Annotated in this window: 15 protein-coding genes; 8 read left to right on the top strand and 7 right to left on the bottom strand. The window is 70.6% G+C overall.

Features of this window, described 5'->3' with window-relative positions; translation table 11 throughout:
* Positions 1 to 27: 27 nt before the first annotated feature.
* From N8I84_RS10895 to N8I84_RS10880, 4 genes are all read right to left on the bottom strand, one after another.
* Positions 28 to 957 carry an amino acid ABC transporter permease gene (locus tag N8I84_RS10895; RefSeq protein ID WP_390898876.1) on the bottom strand — a complete coding sequence of 310 codons (930 nt, stop codon included), beginning with the start codon at positions 955 to 957 and terminating at the stop codon, positions 28 to 30.
* Positions 954 to 1,838, bottom strand: a complete 885-nt coding sequence (locus tag N8I84_RS10890) for an ABC transporter substrate-binding protein (RefSeq protein ID WP_263229330.1) — start codon at positions 1,836 to 1,838, stop codon at positions 954 to 956. The genes N8I84_RS10895 and N8I84_RS10890 overlap by 4 nt, the downstream gene beginning before the upstream one ends.
* A gap of 388 nt (positions 1,839 to 2,226) precedes the next feature.
* Entirely contained in the window at positions 2,227 to 2,883 is a 657-nt protein-coding gene (locus N8I84_RS10885; protein ID WP_263229329.1) for an MBL fold metallo-hydrolase, read from the bottom strand.
* A 44-nt stretch (positions 2,884 to 2,927) separates the two neighbouring features.
* The gene (locus N8I84_RS10880; protein ID WP_263229328.1) at positions 2,928 to 3,614 is read right to left on the bottom strand and encodes a maleylpyruvate isomerase family mycothiol-dependent enzyme; all 687 of its coding nucleotides are present in this window, start codon (positions 3,612 to 3,614) and stop codon (positions 2,928 to 2,930) included.
* A 221-nt stretch (positions 3,615 to 3,835) separates the two neighbouring features.
* Here N8I84_RS10880 and uvrA point away from each other — a divergent pair, with 221 nt between their 5' ends.
* On the top strand, positions 3,836 to 6,874 hold the full coding sequence (uvrA, locus tag N8I84_RS10875) for an excinuclease ABC subunit UvrA (protein WP_263229327.1): 3,039 nt from the start codon (positions 3,836 to 3,838) through the stop codon (positions 6,872 to 6,874).
* Between the two features lie 111 nt (positions 6,875 to 6,985).
* Here uvrA and N8I84_RS10870 read toward each other — a convergent pair whose 3' ends face one another.
* Both N8I84_RS10870 and N8I84_RS10865 read right to left on the bottom strand, forming a co-directional pair.
* The gene (locus N8I84_RS10870; RefSeq protein ID WP_263229326.1) at positions 6,986 to 7,897 is read right to left on the bottom strand and encodes a carbohydrate kinase family protein; all 912 of its coding nucleotides are present in this window, start codon (positions 7,895 to 7,897) and stop codon (positions 6,986 to 6,988) included.
* The gene (locus tag N8I84_RS10865; protein ID WP_263229325.1) at positions 7,894 to 9,069 is read right to left on the bottom strand and encodes a LacI family DNA-binding transcriptional regulator; all 1,176 of its coding nucleotides are present in this window, start codon (positions 9,067 to 9,069) and stop codon (positions 7,894 to 7,896) included. The genes N8I84_RS10870 and N8I84_RS10865 overlap by 4 nt, the downstream gene beginning before the upstream one ends.
* A 351-nt stretch (positions 9,070 to 9,420) precedes the next feature.
* Between N8I84_RS10865 and N8I84_RS10860 the strand changes: the two genes are divergently transcribed.
* A complete protein-coding gene (locus N8I84_RS10860) occupies positions 9,421 to 9,852 on the top strand; it encodes a Rieske (2Fe-2S) protein (protein ID WP_263229324.1) in 432 nt (143 codons plus the stop codon).
* 19 nt (positions 9,853 to 9,871) lie between these two features.
* On the opposite strand, the gene N8I84_RS10855 is transcribed toward N8I84_RS10860, so the two are convergent.
* Complete coding sequence (locus N8I84_RS10855; protein ID WP_263229323.1) at positions 9,872 to 10,819, bottom strand: hypothetical protein; 948 nt, start codon at positions 10,817 to 10,819, stop codon at positions 9,872 to 9,874.
* A gap of 460 nt (positions 10,820 to 11,279) precedes the next feature.
* On the opposite strand from N8I84_RS10855, the gene uvrC reads away from it, so the two are divergent.
* The 6 genes from uvrC (at position 11,280) to gap (ending at position 20,690) form a co-directional block, all read left to right on the top strand.
* Positions 11,280 to 13,313, top strand: coding sequence for an excinuclease ABC subunit UvrC (uvrC, locus tag N8I84_RS10850; protein ID WP_263229322.1), 2,034 nt, complete (start codon positions 11,280 to 11,282; stop codon positions 13,311 to 13,313).
* Positions 13,310 to 14,332: an RNase adapter RapZ gene (gene rapZ / locus N8I84_RS10845; RefSeq protein ID WP_263229321.1), complete on the top strand. Its 1,023-nt coding sequence runs from the start codon at positions 13,310 to 13,312 to the stop codon at positions 14,330 to 14,332. Before uvrC ends, rapZ begins: the two co-directional genes overlap by 4 nt.
* Positions 14,329 to 15,372, top strand: a complete 1,044-nt coding sequence (locus N8I84_RS10840) for a gluconeogenesis factor YvcK family protein (RefSeq protein WP_200423297.1) — start codon at positions 14,329 to 14,331, stop codon at positions 15,370 to 15,372. The genes rapZ and N8I84_RS10840 overlap by 4 nt, the downstream gene beginning before the upstream one ends.
* The gene (whiA, locus tag N8I84_RS10835) at positions 15,363 to 16,352 is read left to right on the top strand and encodes a DNA-binding protein WhiA (RefSeq protein WP_103844738.1); all 990 of its coding nucleotides are present in this window, start codon (positions 15,363 to 15,365) and stop codon (positions 16,350 to 16,352) included. Before N8I84_RS10840 ends, whiA begins: the two co-directional genes overlap by 10 nt.
* 150 nt (positions 16,353 to 16,502) lie before the next feature.
* Positions 16,503 to 19,457 (top strand): M14 family metallopeptidase, encoded by a 2,955-nt coding sequence (locus N8I84_RS10830; protein ID WP_263229320.1) that lies wholly within the window; start codon positions 16,503 to 16,505, stop codon positions 19,455 to 19,457.
* 225 nt (positions 19,458 to 19,682) lie between these two features.
* Positions 19,683 to 20,690: a type I glyceraldehyde-3-phosphate dehydrogenase gene (gene gap, locus N8I84_RS10825; protein WP_200423295.1), complete on the top strand. Its 1,008-nt coding sequence runs from the start codon at positions 19,683 to 19,685 to the stop codon at positions 20,688 to 20,690.
* Positions 20,691 to 20,725 lie beyond the last annotated feature (35 nt).

Below are 20,725 nucleotides of genomic sequence, written 5' to 3'. Positions count from 1 at the left end.
CGGCATGGGACTTCTCGAGGATGTCGCTCACAGGTTCCCTCCCTGCGCCCGCTGCCGGTCCACCCGGGCGGTCACCCAGTCCGTGAAGCGGGTCATCGGGATGGTCAGCGCCACGAAGACAAGCCCCGCGACGATGTACGGCGTGTAGTTGAGACTCCGGCCCACGATGATGTCGGAGGCCCGGACGGCGTCCACCGCACCGCCGATCGAGACCAGCCCGGTGTCCTTCTGGAGCGACACCAGATCGTTGAGCAGGGGCGGCACCTGGCGGCGTACTGCCTGAGGGAGCACCACATGGCGCAGCGCCTGGCGGTTCGTCAGGCCGAGGGAGCGGGCCGCGGCGCGCTGCGAGGGGTGGACGGACTCGATGCCGGCCCGGAACACCTCGGCCACGTACGCCGAGTACGTGAGCGTGAGCGCCGTCCCGCCGAGCAGCACCGGGTCGACGGTCACGCCCTGCAACCGCAGCGCGGGTACGCCCAGGACCACGATCATCAGGTTGATGATCAGGGGCAGTCCGCGGAAGAAGTCCGTGTAGGCGGCGGCCAGGACGCGCAGCGGGAAGAACACCGGCCCGCGCAGGGTGCGGGCGACGGCGATCAGCATGCCGAGGACGAGGACCGCGACGCCGCACACCAGCAGCAGACGCACGTTGAGCCACAACCCGTCGAGCACCTTCGGGAGCGCCTCGCGCGCGTAGTGCGCGTTGAAGAACGTCTCCTTGGTGCGCGGCCAGCCGGGCGCGTCGACGACGATCAGGTAGACGACGGCCGCGGTGACGAGCGTCGACAGTGCCGCGATCGCGGTGGCGCGCCGGGCGCGTGCGCGCTTGTGGCGCTCGCGCTCGATGCGCCGCTGTGAGGGGACGTACGCGTCGTCCCCGCCTGGCACAACGCCCGTGCCCGGCATACCGGCTTCGCCGGAGTCCCCTGCCGACTCCTCCCCGATGACGGTCACTTGAGCACCGGAGCGTCGACGGCGTCGGACAGCCACTGCTTCTCCAGCTTGGCCAGGGTGCCGTCCTTGCGCAGGGCGTCCACGGCGGAGGTCACGCACGGGGTGAGCGCGCTGCCCTTGTCGAGGACGAGCCCGAACTGCTCGGGCGTCCCGCCCTGGTTCTCGAACTGGCCGACGATCTTCGCGTCGGTCACCTCGGCCGCGGTGATGTAGAAGGCGGTGGGCAGGTCGGTGACGATGGCGTCCACCTGACCGTTCTTCAGGGCCGACTTCGCCTGGTCGTTCTTGGCGTACGCGGCCGGCTGCTGCTTCGGCTTCACCACGTTGGTGATGTAGTCGAGGCTCGTCGTGCCGACCTGCGCACCCAGCTTGACGTCCTTCAGGTCCGCGATGCTCTTCGCCTTCGCGGCCTTGGAACCCTTCAGGGCGATGACGGCCTGGCGGACGTCGTAGTAGCCGGGGGAGAAGTCCACGGCCTTCCTGCGCTCGGCACTGATCGACACTTGGTTGATGTCGAAGTCGAAGGTCTTCTCCCCAGGCGCGAAGGCCTTGTTGAAGGGGACGGTCTGCCATACGACAGCGCTCTGGCCGTAGCCGAGCTGCTGCGCCACGGCGTAGGCGACGGCCGACTCGAAGCCCTTGCCGTCGGCCGGCTTGTCGTCCTTGAACCAGGGCTCGTAGGCGGGCTCGTCGGTCGCGATCGTCAGCTTTCCGGACGTCTTGGTGGCCAACTTGCCCTTCGCGCACGTCTGGGCGCCCGTCCCGGAAGCCTTGGGGGAGGCGTTCTCCTCCGGCTGCGGGGCGCAGCCCACGGCGAGGGCGAGCAGGGCGACGGTGGCGCCGGACGCGGCGCGGCGCAGGGCGCGTTGGGCGAGGTGCATGGCGGGAGATTGGCAGCGCGACGCCCTGTTTGTCGAGGTCAGGTCAGCAACTGTCCGCATGGTGGGAACGAGTGTTGCATTCCTGTGAACGCTGGGCGAAACGCGGGCCGGGGCCGCCGGTCGAGGGCGGGGATCGGGGGACCGGCGGCCCATCGCCGCGCAGGAGCCGTCATCCTGTGCGGGGCTGCTTCCAGTGGACTGCACCATTGGGCGCGCCGGGAGCGCGCGCACGAGACCAACGTGTGCGAATGGTTCACACGGGGCGCGTGCGCCCGGCTGTCACGCCGGGCACACACCAGCTGGGCGGTTCACCATCCGCGCGCGTGCCATGGCTGTCCACCATCCGTGCGTGCCATGTCCGTGCACCATCCCTGCGTGCCACGGCAGTTCACCATCCGCGGGCGTGCCACTCCGGGAGGTGCGGGCGCTCGTCGCCCAGCGTGGTGTCGTTGCCGTGCCCGGGGTACACCCAGGTCTCGTCCGGCAGCACGTCGAAGATCTTCGTCTCGACATCGTGGATCAGGCTGGCGAAGGCCTTCGGGTCCTTGTGCGTGTTGCCCACACCGCCCGGGAAGAGGCAGTCCCCGGTGAACACGTGCGGGTGGCCGTGCGGGTCGTCGTAGACGAGGGCGATCGAGCCGGGAGTGTGGCCCACCAGGTGGCGCGCGGTGAGTTCCACGCGCCCCACCCGGATCGTGTCGCCGTCGTCGACCAGGACGTCCGTCGGCACGGGAATGCCCCCGGCGTCGTCCCGGCCCGCGTAGGTGCGCGCACCCGTGGCCGCCACGACCTCGGCGAGCGCCTGCCAGTGGTCGGCGTGCCGGTGGGTGGTGACGACGGACGCGATGCCGTCGTCACCGATCATGCCGAGGAGCGTCCTGGCGTCGTTGGCCGCGTCGATCAGCAGCTGCTCGTCGGTGGCGCGGCAGCGCAGCAGATAGGCGTTGTTGTCCATCGGGCCGACCGCGATCTTGGTGATCATCAGGTCCTTCAGCTCGTGCACATCCGCCGGGCCGCCGACCTTCACCTCTCCGCTGTACGTCATGCCCGCAGCCTATAGCGGCGAGGGTGCCGACGGCCGTCCGAGACCTACAGCGGCGGAAGCGTCGGCAGTGGCCCTCCCTCGGCTGCGAGGGAGGCTCCGTCGCGGCGGCCGGAGAGCCAGCCGAGCAGGTCGGGTGCGGAGCCCCGGACGATCACCTCGGGCTCGGCCGCCTCGCGGCCCGTGCTCCACGCGCGCGTGCCGTCGGTGACGCGCGTCGGCGCCACATCAGGGTGTCCGGTGAACCGCTCCGCGAGGAAGTCGATCTCCCGCTCGACGAACTCCGCCGGCAGGTCCTCGAACTCGTACCCGATCCCGAGATCGACGTGGTGCAGTTCGACCTCGGCCCAGCGCCTGAACGGCACCCGGGCCGCCTTGTCGGTGACCCCGTTGCGCAGCTCCACCATGCGCGACCAGTCCGCGGGGGCGGCTCCCGCCTCCTGGAAGCGGGCCTCGCTCTCGCGCAGGTCGGCGAGCTGGACGTCCAGTGGCCGTGGAGCGTCCCGTTCGATGTCGGCGTCCCGGAATTCGGCCGAGGCGTACATGGGACGGCCCTGCAGCACGTTCACGAGGGCGTCTGCGTTGCGGGCGAGGTGGGCGAGGACATGGCCGCGGCTCCAGCCGGGCAGCCGTGACGGTTCGGCCACAGCGGCGTTGTCCAGTTTGGCGGCTGCGGTGAGCAGTCGCTCGGTCGCATCCCGTACAGATGCCAGGTCGCGCGCGTGATCCTTCATGGCGCCGACCCTAGCCCCGCCACTCCTTCGGGTGAAGGAGGCCGCCCCGACCCGCAAATCGAATGCACGTGCTATATGGTCGAGTCCGGCGTCGGGCATGCTGGATGGCCGGGGATTGTTGTGAACCCTGGAATCCGACCGGCGTTGTCAGTGGCTCCCCCTAGTCTGGGAAAGCGGGGGCCTCGCCCCTGTCGCTTCTCTCAAGAAAGGTGCGGACCGGCGTGGCCGACCGTCTCATCGTCCGTGGAGCGCGCGAGCACAACCTGAAGAATGTCTCGCTCGACCTGCCACGCGACGCGCTCATCGTCTTCACGGGCCTGTCGGGGTCGGGCAAGTCCTCGCTGGCCTTCGACACGATCTTCGCCGAGGGGCAGCGCCGTTACGTGGAGTCGCTGTCCTCGTACGCTCGGCAGTTCCTCGGGCAGATGGACAAGCCGGACGTCGACTTCATCGAGGGCCTGTCGCCGGCCGTCTCGATCGACCAGAAGTCGACCTCGCGCAACCCCCGCTCGACGGTCGGCACGATCACCGAGGTCTACGACTACCTGCGTCTGCTCTTCGCGCGCATCGGCAAGCCGCACTGCCCCGAGTGCGGCCGCCCGATCTCGCGCCAGTCCCCGCAGGCCATCGTCGACAAAGTCCTGGAGCTGCCGGAGGGGAGCCGCTTCCAGGTGCTCTCGCCGCTGGTGCGCGAGCGCAAGGGCGAGTTCGTCGACCTCTTCGCCGATCTCCAGACCAAGGGCTACAGCCGTGCCCGGGTGGACGGCGAGACGATCCAGCTGTCCCAGCCGCCCACGCTGAAGAAGCAGGAGAAGCACACCATCGAGGTGGTCGTCGACCGCCTCACGGTCAAGGACTCCGCCAAGCGCCGCCTCACCGACTCCGTGGAGACCGCGCTGGGCCTGTCCGGCGGCATGGTCGTGCTCGACTTCGTCGACCTCCCCGAGGACGACCCCGAGCGCGAGCGCATGTACTCGGAGCACCTCTACTGCCCGTACGACGACCTGTCCTTCGAGGAGCTCGAACCTCGCTCCTTCTCCTTCAACTCGCCCTTCGGCGCCTGCCCCGAGTGCACCGGCATCGGCACGCGCATGGAGGTAGACCCCGAGCTGATCGTCCCCGACGAGGAGAAGACCCTCGACGAGGGCGCCATCCACCCCTGGTCGCACGGGCACACCAAGGACTACTTCGGCCGCCTCATCGGCGCCCTCGCGGACGCGCTGGGCTTCCGGACGGACATCCCCTTCGCGGGCCTGCCGCAGCGCGCCAAGAAGGCCCTGCTCTACGGCCACAAGACGCAGATCGAGGTGCGCTACCGCAACCGGTACGGGCGCGAGCGCGTGTACACCACGCCCTTCGAGGGCGCGGTGCCCTTCGTGCGGCGCCGGCACAGCGAGGCCGAGAGCGACGCGAGCCGCGAGCGCTTCGAGGGCTACATGCGCGAGGTGCCCTGCCCCAGCTGCCAAGGCACCCGTCTGAAGCCGGTCGTCCTCGCGGTCACGATCATGGACAAGTCGATCGCCGAGGTCTCCGCGATGTCCATCAGCGACTGCGCGGACTTCCTGCACGAGCTGAAGCTCGACGCCCGGGACAAGAAGATCGCCGAGCGGGTCCTGAAGGAGGTCAACGAGCGGCTGCGGTTCCTGGTCGACGTCGGCCTCGACTACCTCTCGCTGAACCGCGCGGCGGGCACCCTCTCCGGCGGCGAGGCCCAGCGCATCCGTCTGGCCACCCAGATCGGCTCCGGCCTCGTCGGCGTGCTGTACGTGCTCGACGAGCCGTCCATCGGCCTGCACCAGCGCGACAACCACCGGCTCATCGAGACCCTGGTCCGACTGCGCGACATGGGCAACACGCTCATCGTCGTGGAGCACGACGAGGACACCATCAAGACCGCCGACTGGGTCGTCGACATCGGCCCCGGCGCGGGCGAGCACGGCGGCAAGGTCGTGCACAGCGGCTCCCTGAAGGAGCTGCTCGCCAACGAGGAGTCGCAGACCGGCCAGTACCTGTCGGGCAAGAAGGCGATCCCGCTGCCGGACATCCGGCGTCCTCGCGACCCCTCGCGGCAGCTGACGGTGCACGGCGCCCGGGAGAACAACCTCCAGGACATCGACGTGTCCTTCCCGCTGGGCGTGTTCACGGCGGTCACGGGTGTGTCCGGCTCCGGCAAGTCGACGCTGGTCAACGACATCCTGTACACGCACCTGGCCCGTGAGCTGAACGGCGCGCGCAACGTCCCCGGGCGGCACACGCGCGTGGACGGCGACGACCTCGTCGACAAGGTCGTGCACGTCGACCAGTCGCCCATCGGCCGCACGCCGCGCTCGAACCCGGCGACGTACACCGGTGTCTTCGACCACATCCGCAAGCTGTTCGCCGAGACCACCGAGGCGAAGGTCCGCGGCTACCAGCCCGGTCGCTTCTCCTTCAACGTCAAGGGCGGCCGCTGCGAGAACTGCGCGGGCGACGGCACCATCAAGATCGAGATGAACTTCCTCCCGGACGTCTACGTCCCGTGCGAGGTCTGCCACGGCGCCCGCTACAACCGGGAGACCCTGGAGGTCCACTACAAGGGCAAGTCCATCGCCGACGTCCTGAACATGCCGATCGAGGAGGCCATGAACTTCTTCGAGGCGGTCCCGGCGATCTCCCGTCACCTCAGGACGCTGAACGACGTCGGTCTCGGCTACGTCCGGCTCGGCCAGTCCGCGACGACCCTGTCCGGCGGTGAGGCCCAGCGCGTGAAGCTGGCGAGCGAACTGCAGAAGCGGTCCACCGGACGCACCGTCTACGTTCTGGACGAGCCGACCACCGGCCTGCACTTCGAGGACATCAGCAAGCTGCTCAAGGTGCTCGGCGGCCTGGTCGACAAGGGCAACACGGTCATTGTCATCGAGCACAACCTAGACGTCATCAAGACCGCCGACTGGGTCGTCGACATGGGTCCCGAGGGCGGCGCGGGCGGCGGCCTGGTGGTCGCCGAGGGCACGCCGGAGGAGATCGCCGGCATCCCGGCCAGCCACACCGGCAAGTTCCTGCGCGATATTCTCGGCGCCGAGCGCATCAGCGACGCCGCCTCGGTGAAGGCACCGCGCAGGAGCGCGGCCAAGAACGCGGTCGCCGCGGGCTCGACGGCGAAGAGGACGGCGACGGCCAGGGCCGTGACGACCGCCAACAACACGGCGACCAAGAAGGCCGCCACCACCACGAAGAAGGCTGCACCCGCGAAGAAGACCACGCGGGCACGCAAGGCCTGACGGACACCGAACGTGCGGCGCCCCGCGGGAACTCCCCGCGGGGCGCCGCACGTTGCAGCCGTCCGCCCTGCCCCGGCGGCTCCATGAACCGCGGATATGGCTCACTCGGGGCTAAGGGCCCGCGAGTTCGGAGGCGTAGGGCGGTTCCGCGCCGGCCCGGGAGCAGGTGATCGCCGCGGCGTGGGCCGCGAAGCCCAGCAGTTCCGTCCAGCCGTCGGCGCCCAGGCTCGCCACGGCGGCGGGGGAGAGGGCGTCGCGGGCGGCCAGGCCGTGCAGCAGGGCCGCGTTGACGGTGTCGCCGGCGCCGATCGTGTCCACGACGTCGACCCGCACCCCCGGCACGGAGTACTCCGCCCCGTCCCCGGTGTACGCCGTGATCCCGTCGCCGCCATGGGTGATCACCACGGCGGCGGGGCCGGAGGCGAGCCATTCCCGCGGGCTGCCGCCCAGCCACGCGGCGTCCTCCGCGGAGAGCTTGAGCAGTGAAACCGACGGCAGCCAGCTCTTGAAACGGGCCCGATAGGCGTCGGGGTCCGGGATCAGGCCTGCGCGGATGTTCGGGTCGAGGGCCGTGAACACACCCTGCGCCGCGGCGCTGCGCATCAGCTCCTCGTACGCGCTCGCCCCCGGTTCCAGGACCAGCGAGCAGGTACCGAACGACACGGCCCGCGTGCCCTCGGGAAGGTGCGCAGGCGCCGTGAAGAGCCGGTCGGCGGTGCCCTCGACGTAGAAGGAGTAGCTGGCCGAGCCGTCCTCGTCGATCGTGGCGGCCGCCAATGTGGTCGGCTCGGTGCCGCGTTGTACGGCCGACACGTCCACGCCCGCGTGGCGCAGCCCGTCCAGCAGGGCCTCGCCGAAGGCGTCGTGGGAGGTCCGGGAGCAGAAGGCGGTGGGGGAGCCCAGCCGGCCGAGCGCGACGGCGGTGTTGTACGGGCCGCCGCCCAGCGCCGGCTGCAACGGTGCGAGCGCGCCCCGGCCCTGCGGGACCAGGTCGATCAGAGCCTCACCGGCGACGACGATCACGAGAGGGTTCCCTTCTGGGACGGAGTGTCGGGACAGCCGCACGACGTGCGGTGAACGAACGCACAGGGGAGCCGCACGGTGCGGGAGGGGCGGTCCGGGGCCTCGAGCCGGTCCAGGAGGAGCCGCACGGCCCGGGCGCCGATCTCTCGGCTGGGCTGGGAGACAGCGGTCAGCCGGGGGGAGAACAGATCCGCCCAGGGGAAGTCGTCGAAGCAGGCGAGCGCCAGGTCTTCCGGTACGGACAGGCCCCGCGTGCGCAGGGTGCGCAGCGCCCCGATGGTCATCGCGTTGTTGGCGGCGACCAGGGCGGTGGGCGGCGCCGCGAGCGTCAGCAGGGCGGCGGTGGCGCGCTCCGCGCCCTCGGCCGCGGAGTCGCCGTGGACCACCAGCCGCTCGTCGTACGGCAGCCCGGCGGCCGCCAGGGCGTGCCGGTAACCGCTGATGCGCTCGGAGGTGGTGCTGAGGCCGGGCAGGCCCGCGACGAGGCCGATGCGCCGGTGGCCGAGCTGGACGAGGTGGGTGACGAGGTGGGCCATGGGTTCGGCGTTCTCGGCACAGACCTGGTCGAAGCGGAAGGCCGCGACCGAGGACTCGCCCGGCTCGGCGTCGTCTCCGGCCCCAGTGGCGTGCCCGGCCTTGGTGGCGCGCCCGGCAGCGGGGTCCTCCTGCGCGCCGTCCCGGGTGGTCGCGTTCCGCCGGTGCGTGACCGTGGGGTCGGGGATGCCGTCGACCAGGCGGTCCAGGAACACGGTCGGTACGCCGTGCCGTCCCAGAAGGGAGAGGAGTTCACGCGGGTCCGCCGAGGGCGCGACGATCAGGCCGTCGACGCGGCGCTCGTGCAGCAGCTGGACCACCTTGCGCTCGTGCTCCGGGTCGTCGTGCGGATCGGCGATGAGCAGGCTGTAACCGTGTTCCAGGGCGGCGGCCTCCACGCCTTGGAGGATCTCCGTGAAGTACGGGTTGCTGATCGCCGACACGGCGAGCCCGATCGACCGGGTGCGCGAGGTCACCAGGGAACGGGCGAGGGTGTTCGGTGTGTAGCCCAGTTCGTCGACGGCGTCCAGCACGGCTTGGCGGGTGTGGGGCAGGACCGGGCGGGTGCCGTTCAGCACGTGCGAGACGGTTGCGACGGACACGCCCGCACTCCGTGCGACATCGGCCATGGTTGCCATCGGGTCCCCTCCTCGGCCGTCTTCCCACTCGGGCCGTCCGGCGGCGAACGTATCCCATTCGGCGGCCGACGTAAACGCTTGCGCAAGCGTTTACGTCACTTCGGCGCACTCGAGGCCCGCCGGCTGCGAGCTCGTGGCCTCGCCTGCATCCCCGATCCGGTGCCCGCGGAGGACGGCACCGTGCAGCAGCTTCCGCCCGCCGTACGACTCCGTGGGCATGGCTGCCGCCCCGGGGCTGCCTGTCTCCGTGTGCCGGCCCTGCGCCCCGGCCGAAAGCGGAATGGCTGGTGCCGCTATCGTCGGTGTGCCCGCTCCGCCCCGGCGGGGCCGACCCCGACCAGTGGAGATGCCATGCCCACCCGTCCCTCAGCGACCCGTCGCACCGTCCTGCGCGGGGCGGCGCTCACCCCGGTCGCCGGACTCGGCCTCGCGGCCTGTTCGGCGGCCGGCGAGGGCGGAACGGCACCGGACGCGACCCCGACCGCACCGGTCGCGCTGGGCGCCGAGAGCGAGGTCCCCAAGGGCGGCGCGAAGCTGTACCGGGACGAGAACGTGGTGGTGAGCCGCGCGGCGGACGGCTCCCTGAAGGCGTACAGCACGATCTGCACGCACGCCGGGTGCCCCATCAACAAACTCTCCGGGACGACGCTCGTCTGCCCCTGCCACGGGAGCGAGTTCGACGCCCGCACCGGCAAAGTGGTGCAGGCCCCGGCCACCGAGCCGCTGCACGAGCTGCCCGTCCAGGTGAAGAACGGCAGGATAGTGGCGGGTCCGGCGGCCTGAGACGCTCGCCCGGCGCGGATCAGTCCCAGTCCCAGCAGATTCCCACGATCCCCGGGCGCACCCGCGGCTCCACCAGGTGCACCGAGTGGTGGAGCCCGCTCAGCCGCAGCTCCTGGCGGCCGCTGCGCGGAGCGGCCGCGGACTGCTGGGTGAACCGGTGGCAGCGCACCGGCAGCGCCGTCTCGTCGAAGCGCACCTGGAGCGCGTACTGCCCGCCCGGCGCACGGAACCCGCGGACGTGTTCGCCGGAGGTGCCCGCGGTGCCGTCCTCGAAGGCGTAGCGGAAGAGAAACGTATCGCCGGAGTGGAGCCGCGTGTCGAAGAGCAGCTCGGCGACCAGCAGGCCCGCGTCGTGGTGCCGGCGCACACGTCCCGTGCGGCAGTTCTCGAGGGCGTGCACCGCGATGCGCTCGGGGGCGCACCCCGGATCGCCGTGGTGAACGGCGATGTAGCGGTCCACGCCGTCCCGGTGGGCGCGCACGATGTGGTGCGACTCGCGCGCCAGCAGTTCCCGGCGTGACCCTATGCGCACGCGGTCGTGATGGCCGATGGTGATCAGCCCGTCGTCGAGCGGCGCCTCCAGCTCGGCGAGGAGCTGTTCCAGGACGCCGGAGGCCTCCACCAGGGCTCGGTACGAACGGCTCGCGGGACGGTCGGGACCCGGCTGCTCGTCGGAGGTGGCGAGCAGCCGGATCAGGGACTCGTCCGGCAACTGCAGGATCTCCTCCAGGGCGCGCACCGCGCGCAGGGACTCGGGCCGCTGGGGGCGGCGCGCACCCTGCTGCCAGTAGCTCAGGCTCGTCACTCCGACCCTGACCCCGTGCCGGGACAGGTGGTGCTGCACGCGCTGCAGCGGCAGTCCTCGGGCAGCGATCGCGGCGCGCAGTGCGACGTGGAACGGGCCGCCGCGCAGAGCCGCCTCCAACTCCACCGGGACGACGTCCGCATGCTGTGTGCCGTGCCGCATACAGGGGGGCCTTTCTGTGAATGTGCGCGACGGCTGGTCAGACCGTACGCAGGGTGGTGCCGGGGCGCCCGGGGCGTGCGAGGCTCGTTCACAAGCGAGCCTCTCCGTTCGCGGCCCGAAGGTTCCCCGCATTGAAGCGTGTTGACCAAGCCCCGACAACACCTGATGTCGGCCCCTGGCCGGGCGGTGTCCGGAACGCGCTCGGTGGGACGGGCACGAACCCCACTCGTGAAACCGTGGGTGGCTGCGCGGCAGCGGAGGGTGCGCGACGTGCGACCGGCGTTCCCGGCGACCCGGGCACCGCCCGCCGACGGCCGTGGGCAGCACGGCGGGCCGCGGCGCGGACGGCCGCGGTGGGGTGGCCGTCCGCCGAGACGTCCCGGTCGAGCCGGCCTCCGTCACCCCGGCCGCTGTCCACAGGGGCGCCGCGCTGTCGGCCCCCGCCAGTAGGGTGTGAGACATGGCCGACCCCTCCAGCTACCGCCCCAAGCCAGGAGAGATCCCGGACTCTCCCGGGGTCTACAGGTTCCGTGACGAGCACCGCCGGGTGATCTACGTCGGAAAGGCGAAAAGCCTGCGTCAGCGCCTGGCGAATTACTTCCAGGACCTGGCGAACCTCCACCCGCGCACCCGCACCATGGTCACCACGGCCGCGTCCGTGGAGTGGACCGTGGTGTCCACGGAGGTCGAGGCCCTGCAGCTGGAGTACACCTGGATCAAGGAGTTCGACCCCCGGTTCAACGTCAAGTACCGCGACGACAAGAGCTACCCGTACCTCGCGGTGACGATGAACGAGGAGTTCCCGCGGGTGCAGGTGATGCGCGGCCAGAAGCGCAAGGGCGTGCGGTACTTCGGGCCGTACTCGCACGCCTGGGCGATCCGTGACACCGTGGACCTGCTGCTGCGCGTCTTCCCCGTGCGCACCTGCTCGGCCGGCGTCTTCAAGAACGCGGCCCGCACCGGCCGCCCCTGCCTGCTCGGCTACATCGGCAAGTGCTCCGCGCCCTGTGTGGGCCGGATCTCCCCCGGAGACCACGGCGAACTGGCCGAGGAATTCTGCGACTTCATGGCGGGCCGCACGGGGACGTACCTCCGTCGTCTGGAGAAGCAGATGATGGAGGCGGCCGAGGAGATGGAGTACGAGCGGGCCGCCCGACTGCGCGACGACATAGATGCCCTGAAGAAGGCCATGGAGAAGAACGCGGTCGTGCTCACGGACGCGACCGACGCCGACCTCATCGCGGTCGCCGAGGACGAACTCGAAGCAGCCGTGCAGATCTTCCACGTGCGTGGCGGACGCGTGCGCGGCCAGCGCGGCTGGGTCACCGACAAGGTCGAGGAGATCACCACCGGCGCCCTCGTCGAGCACGCCCTCCAGCAGCTCTACGGCGACGAGACGGGCGACTCGGTACCCAAGGAGGTCCTCGTCCCGGCGCTGCCCGACCCCATAGAGCCCGTCCAGGACTGGCTCACCGGCCGACGCGGGTCGAACGTGTCGCTGCGCATCCCCCAGCGCGGCGACAAGAAGGCGCTGATGGAAACCGTGCAGCGCAACGCCCAGCAGGCGCTCGCACTGCACAAGACCAAGCGCGCCTCCGACCTGACCACCCGCTCGCGCGCCCTGGAGGAGATCGCCGGCGCCCTCGACCTGGACAGCGCCCCCCTCAGGATCGAGTGCTACGACATCTCGCACCTGCAGGGCGAGGACGTCGTGGCGTCCATGGTCGTCTTCGAGGACGGGCTGCAGCGCAAGAGCGAGTACCGCCGCTTCCAGATCAAGGGCTTCGCGGGGCAGGACGACGTCCGGTCCATGCACGAGGTGATCACCCGCCGCTTCCGGCGCTACCTGGCCGAGAAGGAGAAGACGGGGGAGTGGGCGGACGGCGAGGTGCTCACCGAGGACGACGGGCGGCCCAAGCGGTTCGCCTACCCGCCGCAGCTCGTCGTCGTCGACGGCGGGCAGCCGCAGGTCGCCGCGGCCCGGCGGGCCCTGGACGAGCTGGGCATCGACGACATCGCCGTGTGCGGTCTCGCCAAGCGGCTGGAGGAGGTGTGGCTGCCGGACGAGGAGGACCCGGTGGTCCTGCCGCGCACCAGCGAGGGTCTCTACCTGCTCCAGCGGGTCCGGGACGAGGCCCACCGCTTCGCGATCACCTACCAGCGCAGCAAGCGGACCAAGCGCCTCAGGTCGAGCCCCCTGGACGATGTGCCGGGCCTCGGCGAGACCCGCAAGCAGGCGCTGATCAAGCACTTCGGCTCGGTGAAGAGACTGCGTTCCGCGACGGTCGACCAGATTCAGGAGGTTCCCGGCATCGGCCGCAAGACGGCCGAGACCATCGCCGTGGCCCTCGCCCAGGCGGCCCCGGCCGCACCCGCCGTCAACACGGCGACTGGAGAGATCATGGAAGAGGAGGAACCCGTTACGACGGCCGGTTCCTCCGGGGAACCCGTGTCCACGGGCGCCCCGCACGAGCGACGGGGGCAGGAGACATGACCGAGCACGACCAGCACGCAGAAGAACGACCGGCGCTGAACCAGCCGGATCGCCCGGGTCCCAGGGAGTCGGGTGCGGACCAGGGGCGGCAGCAGGCCGCCCAGGACAACGGAGCACAGGTGAGTACGGGCAGTGAAACGGCCGGGATCCCCGAGGCGGCCATCCCCGAGCTGGTGATCATCTCCGGCATGTCCGGCGCCGGCCGTTCGACGGCCGCCAAGTGTCTGGAGGACCTCGGCTGGTTCGTCGTCGACAACCTGCCGCCCGCCCTGATCCCCACCATGGTGGAACTGGGCGCCCGCTCGCAGGGCAACGTCGCCCGGATCGCGGTCGTCGTCGACGTGCGAGGCCGCCGCTTCTTCGACAACCTCCGCGAGTCCCTGGCCGACCTGGAGGCGAAGAACGTCACCCGGAGGATCGTCTTCCTGGAGTCCTCCGACGAGGCCCTGGTGCGCCGTTTCGAGTCCGTGCGCCGTCCGCACCCCCTCCAGGGCGACGGCCGCATCGTCGACGGCATCGCCGCCGAGCGCGAGCTGCTGCGCGAGCTGCGGGGCGACGCCGACCTGGTGATAGACACCTCCAGCCTGAACGTGCACGAGCTGCGCGCCAAGATGGACGCCCAGTTCGCCGGGGAGGAGGAGCCCGAGCTGAGAGCCACCGTCATGTCCTTCGGCTTCAAGTACGGCCTCCCGGTGGACGCCGACCTCGTCGCCGACATGCGCTTCCTGCCCAACCCGCACTGGGTCCCGGAGCTGCGCCCCTACACCGGCCTCAACGAGGAGGTGGCCGCGTACGTCTTCAACCAGCCCGGCGCCAAGGAGTTCCTCGACCGCTACGCCGAGCTGCTGCGGCTGATCGCAGCCGGGTACCGCCGCGAGGGCAAGCGCTACGTGACGATCGCCATCGGCTGCACCGGCGGCAAGCACCGCTCCGTCGCCATGTCGGAGAAGCTGGCCGCCCGCCTGGCCGCCGAGGGAGTGGAGACCGTGGTCGTGCACCGGGACATGGGGCGCGAGTGACCGGACGTACTCCGCGGCTGAGCAGGCTGCGCCGAGTGGTGCCCGAGGGCCGTGGCGGCCGGGCGCGCCGCCGTGGTGCCCAGCCCAAGGTGGTCGCCCTCGGCGGCGGCATGGGCCTGTCCGCCTCGCTCGCCGCGCTGCGGCGGATCACCGGCGACCTCACGGCCGTCGTCACCGTCGCCGACGACGGCGGCTCCAGCGGGCGCCTGCGCGACGAGCTGGGCGTGCTCCCGCCCGGGGACCTGCGCAAGGCGCTGGCCGCGCTGTGCGGCGACGACGACTGGGGTCAGACCTGGGCCCGCGTCATCCAGCACCGCTTCCAGTCCAAGGGCGACCTGCACGACCACGCGGTCGGCAACCTGCTGATCGTGGCCCTGTGGGAGCAGCTCGGCGACCATGTCCAGGCCCTGGACCTGGTCGGCAGGCTGCTGGGTGCCCATGGCCGGGTGCTGCCCATGTCCGCCGTGCCACTGGAGCTCCAGGCGCTGGTCAAGGGCCACGACCCGGAGCGCCCGGACGAGATCGACACCGTACGGGGACAGGCGACCGTCGCGCTCACCCCGGGCGAGGTGCAGTCCGTGCACCTGGTGCCGAACGACCCGCCCGCCGTCCCGGAGGCCGTCGAAGCGGTCCTGGACGCCGACTGGGTGGTACTCGGGCCCGGGTCCTGGTTCTCCTCGGTGATCCCCCATCTGCTCGTGCCCGAGCTCCTGGACGCGCTCGTCGAGACGAAGGCGCGCCGGGTCCTCTCCCTGAACCTCGCCCCGCAACCCGGAGAGACAGAGGGCTTCTCCCCGCAGCGTCATTTGGAGGTTTTGGGACGACACGCCCCTAAACTCGCCCTGGATGTGGTGTTGGCCGACCAGGCCGCCGTGCTCGACCGCGCCTTGCTGACCGAGGCCGCCCAGCGGTTCGGTGCCGCGGTCGAGCTGGCCCCGGTGGCCCGGACCGACGGAACCCCGCGGCACGACCCAGAGCTGTTGGCCGCCGCGTACGACCGTATTTTTCGGATGCATGGAAGGATCGGCCCATGGCGATGACGGCAGCGGTGAAGGACGAGATCTCCCGGCTTCCCGTCACCCGGACCTGCTGCAGAAAAGCGGAGGTCTCGGCGATCCTGCGGTTCGCGGGCGGACTCCACCTGGTCAGCGGCCGCATCGTGATCGAGGCGGAGCTGGACACCGCGATGGCGGCCCGGCGGCTCAAGCGGGACATCCTGGAGATCTTCGGCCACAGCTCCGAGCTGATCGTGATGGCGCCCGGCGGTCTGCGCCGCGGCTCCCGCTACGTGGTGCGGGTGGTCGCGGGCGGTGACCAGCTCGCCCGCCAGACCGGCCTCGTCGACGGCCGGGGCCGCCCGATCCGCGGCCTGCCCCCGCAGGTGGTCTCCGGGGCCACGTGTGACGCGGAGGCGGCCTGGCGCGGCGCGTTCCTGGCGCACGGCTCGCTGACGGAGCCCGGCCGATCCTCGTCCCTGGAGGTCACCTGCCCGGGCCCCGAGGCCGCGCTCGCCCTGGTGGGTGCCGCCCGGCGGCTGTCGATCGCCGCGAAGGCCCGCGAGGTGCGCGGCGTGGACCGGGTGGTCGTACGGGACGGCGACGCGATCGGCGCCCTGCTGACCCGCCTCGGCGCGCACGAGTCCGTGCTGGCCTGGGAGGAGCGGCGGATGCGTCGCGAGGTCCGTGCCACGGCCAACCGCCTCGCCAACTTCGACGACGCCAACCTGCGCCGCTCGGCCCGCGCCGCGGTCGCCGCCGGCGCACGGGTGGCGCGCGCCCTGGAGATCCTGGGCGACGAGGTCCCCGAGCACCTCGCGGCCGCGGGCCGGCTGCGCATGGAGCACAAGCAGGCATCGCTGGAGGAGTTGGGCGCCCTCGCCGACCCGCCGCTGACCAAGGACGCGGTCGCGGGCCGTATCCGCCGACTGCTGGCGATGGCCGACAAGCGCGCCGCCGACCTCGGCATCCCGGGCACGGAGTCCAATCTCACGGAGGAGATGGCGGACAACATGGTGGGGTGACCCCGCAGGCCCAACAGGCCGGTGCCGGCGCCCGCTTGAGGCGTCGCCACCGGCCTTTGCCTGTCCTGGAGGCGCCCTTGACTCGATCATGGATTGTCATGAGCCTGGCAGCTGATTCGCCGCTGTGGCGAACCATCGCTAGGGGGATCCATGAGACACAGAGCGAGATCGATCCTCGCTGTCGGCACACTCCTGCTCGGTGGAGCGGGCCTCGCACCCATAGCCCAGGCGCAGAGCGGGACGACCTCCCGGCCCGACCCGGAGGAGGTCAGGGTCTTCCGCGCCGAGGTCACCGAGAAGCAGATACCCCTGCTGCTGGAGGCCGGCCAGGACGGCCGCGAACTCGGCGAACAGGTGACCGGCAACCGCAGGAGCACCGTCGAGGTCTACCTCACCGAGAAGCAGGCCGGGAAGCTCAGGAACCAGGGCGTCCGCCTCACCGAGCACACGCTGTCGGCCAAGGCCGAGACGCGCGTCGAGAACGCGGCACAGGGCGTGTTCCGCCCGTACAGCGGCAGCGGCGGTCTGAAGGAAGAGATCGTCAGAACGGGCCAGGCCCACCCCGGCCTCACCAAGGTCGTGTCCCTCGGCAGGACGATCAACGGCCAGGACATTCTCGCGCTCAAACTGACCAGGAACGCGAGGAAGTCCAGGGACGGCTCCAAGCCCTCCGTGCTGTACATGTCCAACCAGCACGCACGCGAGTGGATCACTCCGGAGATGACCCGCCGGCTGATGCACTACTACCTGGACCACTACACCACCGACAAGCGCATCAGAAAGATCGTCGATTCCAGCGAACTGTGGTTCGTCCTCTCGGCCAACCCGGACGGCTACGACTACACGTTCAAGGACCCGAGCACCCGTCTGTGGCGCAAGAACCTGCGGGACGTCAACGGCGACGGCGTGATCGGCGTCGGCGACGGGGTCGACCTCAACCGCAACTTCGCCTACAAGTGGGGCTACGACGACGAGGGTTCGTCCCCCCTGCCCACCAGCGAGACCTACCGCGGCGCGAGCCCCCAGTCCGAGCCCGAGACCCGGGCGCTCGACAGCTTCGAGAAGCGCATCGGATTCAGGTACGGCATCAACTACCACTCCGCCGCCGAACTGCTCCTCTACGGCGTCGGCTGGCAGGTGGCGACCCCGACCCCCGACGACGTCCTCTACAAGGCGCTGGCCGGCACCCCGGACAAGCCCGCGATCCCCGGCTACCGCTCGCAGGTCTCCTCGGAGCTGTACACCACCAACGGCGAGGCGGACGGCCACGCGTCGAACGTCAATGGCATGGCGATGTTCACCCCCGAGATGTCCACCTGCCAGACCGCGTCCGGCATCGACCCGAACGACGCCTGGAACGCCGCCGACTGCGAGTCCGTCTTCAACTTCCCCGACGACGAGAAGCTGATCCGGCAGGAGTTCCAGAAGAACATCCCGTTCGCGCTCTCCGTCGCCGAGACCGCCTCCCACCCGGACCGGCCGTCCTCCTCGGTCGGCATCGACGCACCCGACTTCACCCCGTCGACGTTCTCCACCTCCTACGCGCGCGGCGCCGACCAGGAGGTCTCCGTCGTCGTCCGGAAGTCCGTACGCGACAAGCAGCTGAAGTACCGCGTCAACGGAGGCCGCGTCGAGAGCCGGGCGCTCAGGCCCTGGAAGGGCGGCAAGACCTACGGAGGCGACGACAACCTCTACTTCGACGAGTACCGGGCCAAGGTCCGAGGCGGCCACCCGGGCGACAAGGTCGAGGTCTGGTTCACCGGCGAGACCCGCGGAGGGCGGAAGACGGCCGGCAAGCACTTCACCTACACCGTGGCCGAGCGGCCGAAGGCGGACGTCCTCGTCCTCGCCGAGGAGGGCGCCAAGGCCACCCAGGCCCAGACCTACGTCGACGCCCTGAAGACAGCGGGCCGCAAGGCGATCGTCTGGGACGTCGCCACCCAGGGCGCGCCCGACGCGCTCGGGGTGCTCCACCACTTCAAGGCGGTCGTCCACTACACGGGCGCCAGCGTCCCCGGCAATGCCACCCAGCTCCAGTTGCGCGCCTACCTCAACGAGGGCGGCAAGCTGATCGAGGCGGGGGAGCAGGCGGGCGGTACCGTCGACCTCGGCGACGGCAACCTCTCGGACGACTTCAGCCAGTACTACCTCGGCGCCTACTCGCGTACGGCGGCGCCGGGGGTCACCGGCTTCGCCGGCTCCGGCAAGCTCGGCGGCTTCACCGCGGGACTCGGCGGCGCGCCCGGCAACCCGCTGGACAAGGCCGGGGCGTACGGCGTCACCTCCGAGGAACTGCCCGCGGACAAGTACCCGCAGTTCGCCAGTGCGGGGGCGGGCCTGTTCACCGGGGCGGCCAACCCGTACCAGCCCTACGCGGGCTCGTACATGGCCGCGGCCGCCCACACCGACAACGCCTACAAGCGGCTCACGCGCACCGTCGACCTCACCAAGGTGACCGCGGCCGACGCACCCGCCCTGCGCACCCGGCTGCTGTGGGACACCGAACCGGGCTACGACCACGCCGTGGTCGAGGTCCACACCGCCGGAGCCGACGACTGGACCACGCTGCCGGAGGCCGGCGGCGCCACGAGCGACGCCGTGCCGGCGGACTGCGAGGCCGGGTTCCTGGTGGGCGAGCACCCCTGGCTCAAGCACTATCTGACCGTGGCGTCGGGCGGCTGCAGCGCGAAGGGCACCACCGGCGCGTGGCACAGCCTGACCGGCGCGTCCAACGGCTGGCAGCAGGTGAGCTTCGACCTGAGCGCGTACGCGGGGAAGACGGTCGAGGTCTCGCTGAGCTACATCACCGACCCGGGCACCGGCGGCCACGGCGTCCTCGCCGACGAGGCCTCGCTCGTCGTCGGCGGCACGGCCGTCGAGACGGAGGGCTTCGAGACGGCCCTCGGAGCCTGGCACGTGGCGGGACCGCCGGCCGGCAGCCCGGCCGTCCTCAAGGACTGGGCGCGCACCGGAACCCTGTTCAGCACCTACGGAGCCGTCACCACGGACCGCACGGTGCTGCTCGGCTTCGGCCTGGAGCACCTGACCTCCGCGGCCGGCCGGACGGCCCTGATCGGCAAGGCACTCAACGCGCTCGGCCTCTGACGGCCGGTAGTCAACGGCAGTTGGTCCTGTGTCACCGGAACGAGTGGCGGGGCCCTTGTGCCCGGGCGGTCCGTACCCCTACTGGCGGGTACGGACCGCCCTGCCGTGTATGAGGCATCTCGATGTCACCACGGCAGCCTCAGGGAGGTAGGGTCGTAGGCGGTCGGGGACATCCCATACAGCTCGCCGGCGTCGAACCCGGCGTACCAACGAGGAGATCGGTTCGTGACGATCCGCGTAGGCATCAACGGCTTTGGCCGCATCGGTCGTAACTACTTCCGCGCGCTGCTGGAGCAGGGTGCAGACATCGAGATCGTGGCTGTCAACGACCTGGGTGACACCGCGACCACCGCTCACCTGCTGAAGTACGACACCATCCTCGGCCGCCTCAAGGAGGAGGTGTCCCACACCGAGGACACCATCACCGTCGGCGGCAAGACCATCAAGGTCCTGTCCGAGCGCAACCCCGCCGACATCCCGTGGGGTGAGCTGGGCGTCGACATCGTCATCGAGTCGACCGGCATCTTCACCAAGAAGGAAGACGCCGAGAAGCACATCGCCGGTGGCGCCAAGAAGGTCATCATCTCGGCTCCGGCCAAGAACGAGGACGTCACCATCGTGATGGGCGTCAATCAGGACAAGTACGACCCGGCGAACCACCACGTCATCTCCAACGCCTCCTGCACCACCAACTGTGTGGCGCCCATGGCGAAGGTCCTCGACGAGAACTTCGGCATCGTCAAGGGTCTGATGACCACGGTGCACGCGTACACGAACGACCAGCGCATCCTGGACTTCCCGCACAAGGACCTGCGCCGCGCCCGTGCCGCCGCCGAGAACATCATCCCGACCACCACCGGCGCCGCCAAGGCCACCGCTCTGGTCCTGCCGCAGCTCAAGGGCAAGCTGGACGGCATCGCCATGCGCGTCCCGGTCCCGACCGGCTCGGTCACCGACCTGGTCGTCGAGCTCGGCCGTGAGGTCACCAAGGAAGAGATCAACGCCGCCTTCCAGAAGGCCGCCGAGGGCGAGCTGAAGGGCATCCTCGAGTACACCGAGGACGAGATCGTCTCCTCCGACATCGTCAACGCCCCGGCGTCCTGCACCTTCGACTCCTCCCTGACCATGGTCCAGGAGGGCAAGAACGTGAAGGTCATCGGTTGGTACGACAACGAGTGGGGCTACTCCAACCGCCTCGTCGACCTGACGGTCTTCGTCGGCAACCAGCTCTGATCGCTTCAAGCAGGCATCCCATGCGGTAGCAGGGC

The organism is Streptomyces cynarae (assembly GCF_025642135.1).
In the GTDB taxonomy this organism is placed as follows: domain Bacteria; phylum Actinomycetota; class Actinomycetes; order Streptomycetales; family Streptomycetaceae; genus Streptomyces; species Streptomyces cynarae.
The sequence above is the reverse complement of the archived record's forward strand: the minus strand, read 5'-3'. Positions and strand labels throughout refer to the sequence as shown.

Coding starts and splice junctions, on each gene's coding strand:
- whiA (WP_103844738.1), top strand. CDS start 15,363: ATGGCGATGACGGCAGCGGTGAAGGACGAGATCTCCCGGCTTCCCGTC.
- N8I84_RS10855 (WP_263229323.1), bottom strand. CDS start 10,819: ATGCGGCACGGCACACAGCATGCGGACGTCGTCCCGGTGGAGTTGGAG.
- rapZ (WP_263229321.1), top strand. CDS start 13,310: ATGACCGAGCACGACCAGCACGCAGAAGAACGACCGGCGCTGAACCAG.
- N8I84_RS10880 (WP_263229328.1), bottom strand. CDS start 3,614: ATGAAGGATCACGCGCGCGACCTGGCATCTGTACGGGATGCGACCGAG.
- N8I84_RS10830 (WP_263229320.1), top strand. CDS start 16,503: ATGAGACACAGAGCGAGATCGATCCTCGCTGTCGGCACACTCCTGCTC.
- N8I84_RS10860 (WP_263229324.1), top strand. CDS start 9,421: ATGCCCACCCGTCCCTCAGCGACCCGTCGCACCGTCCTGCGCGGGGCG.
- N8I84_RS10865 (WP_263229325.1), bottom strand. CDS start 9,069: ATGGCAACCATGGCCGATGTCGCACGGAGTGCGGGCGTGTCCGTCGCA.
- N8I84_RS10885 (WP_263229329.1), bottom strand. CDS start 2,883: ATGACGTACAGCGGAGAGGTGAAGGTCGGCGGCCCGGCGGATGTGCAC.
- N8I84_RS10890 (WP_263229330.1), bottom strand. CDS start 1,838: ATGCACCTCGCCCAACGCGCCCTGCGCCGCGCCGCGTCCGGCGCCACC.
- uvrC (WP_263229322.1), top strand. CDS start 11,280: ATGGCCGACCCCTCCAGCTACCGCCCCAAGCCAGGAGAGATCCCGGAC.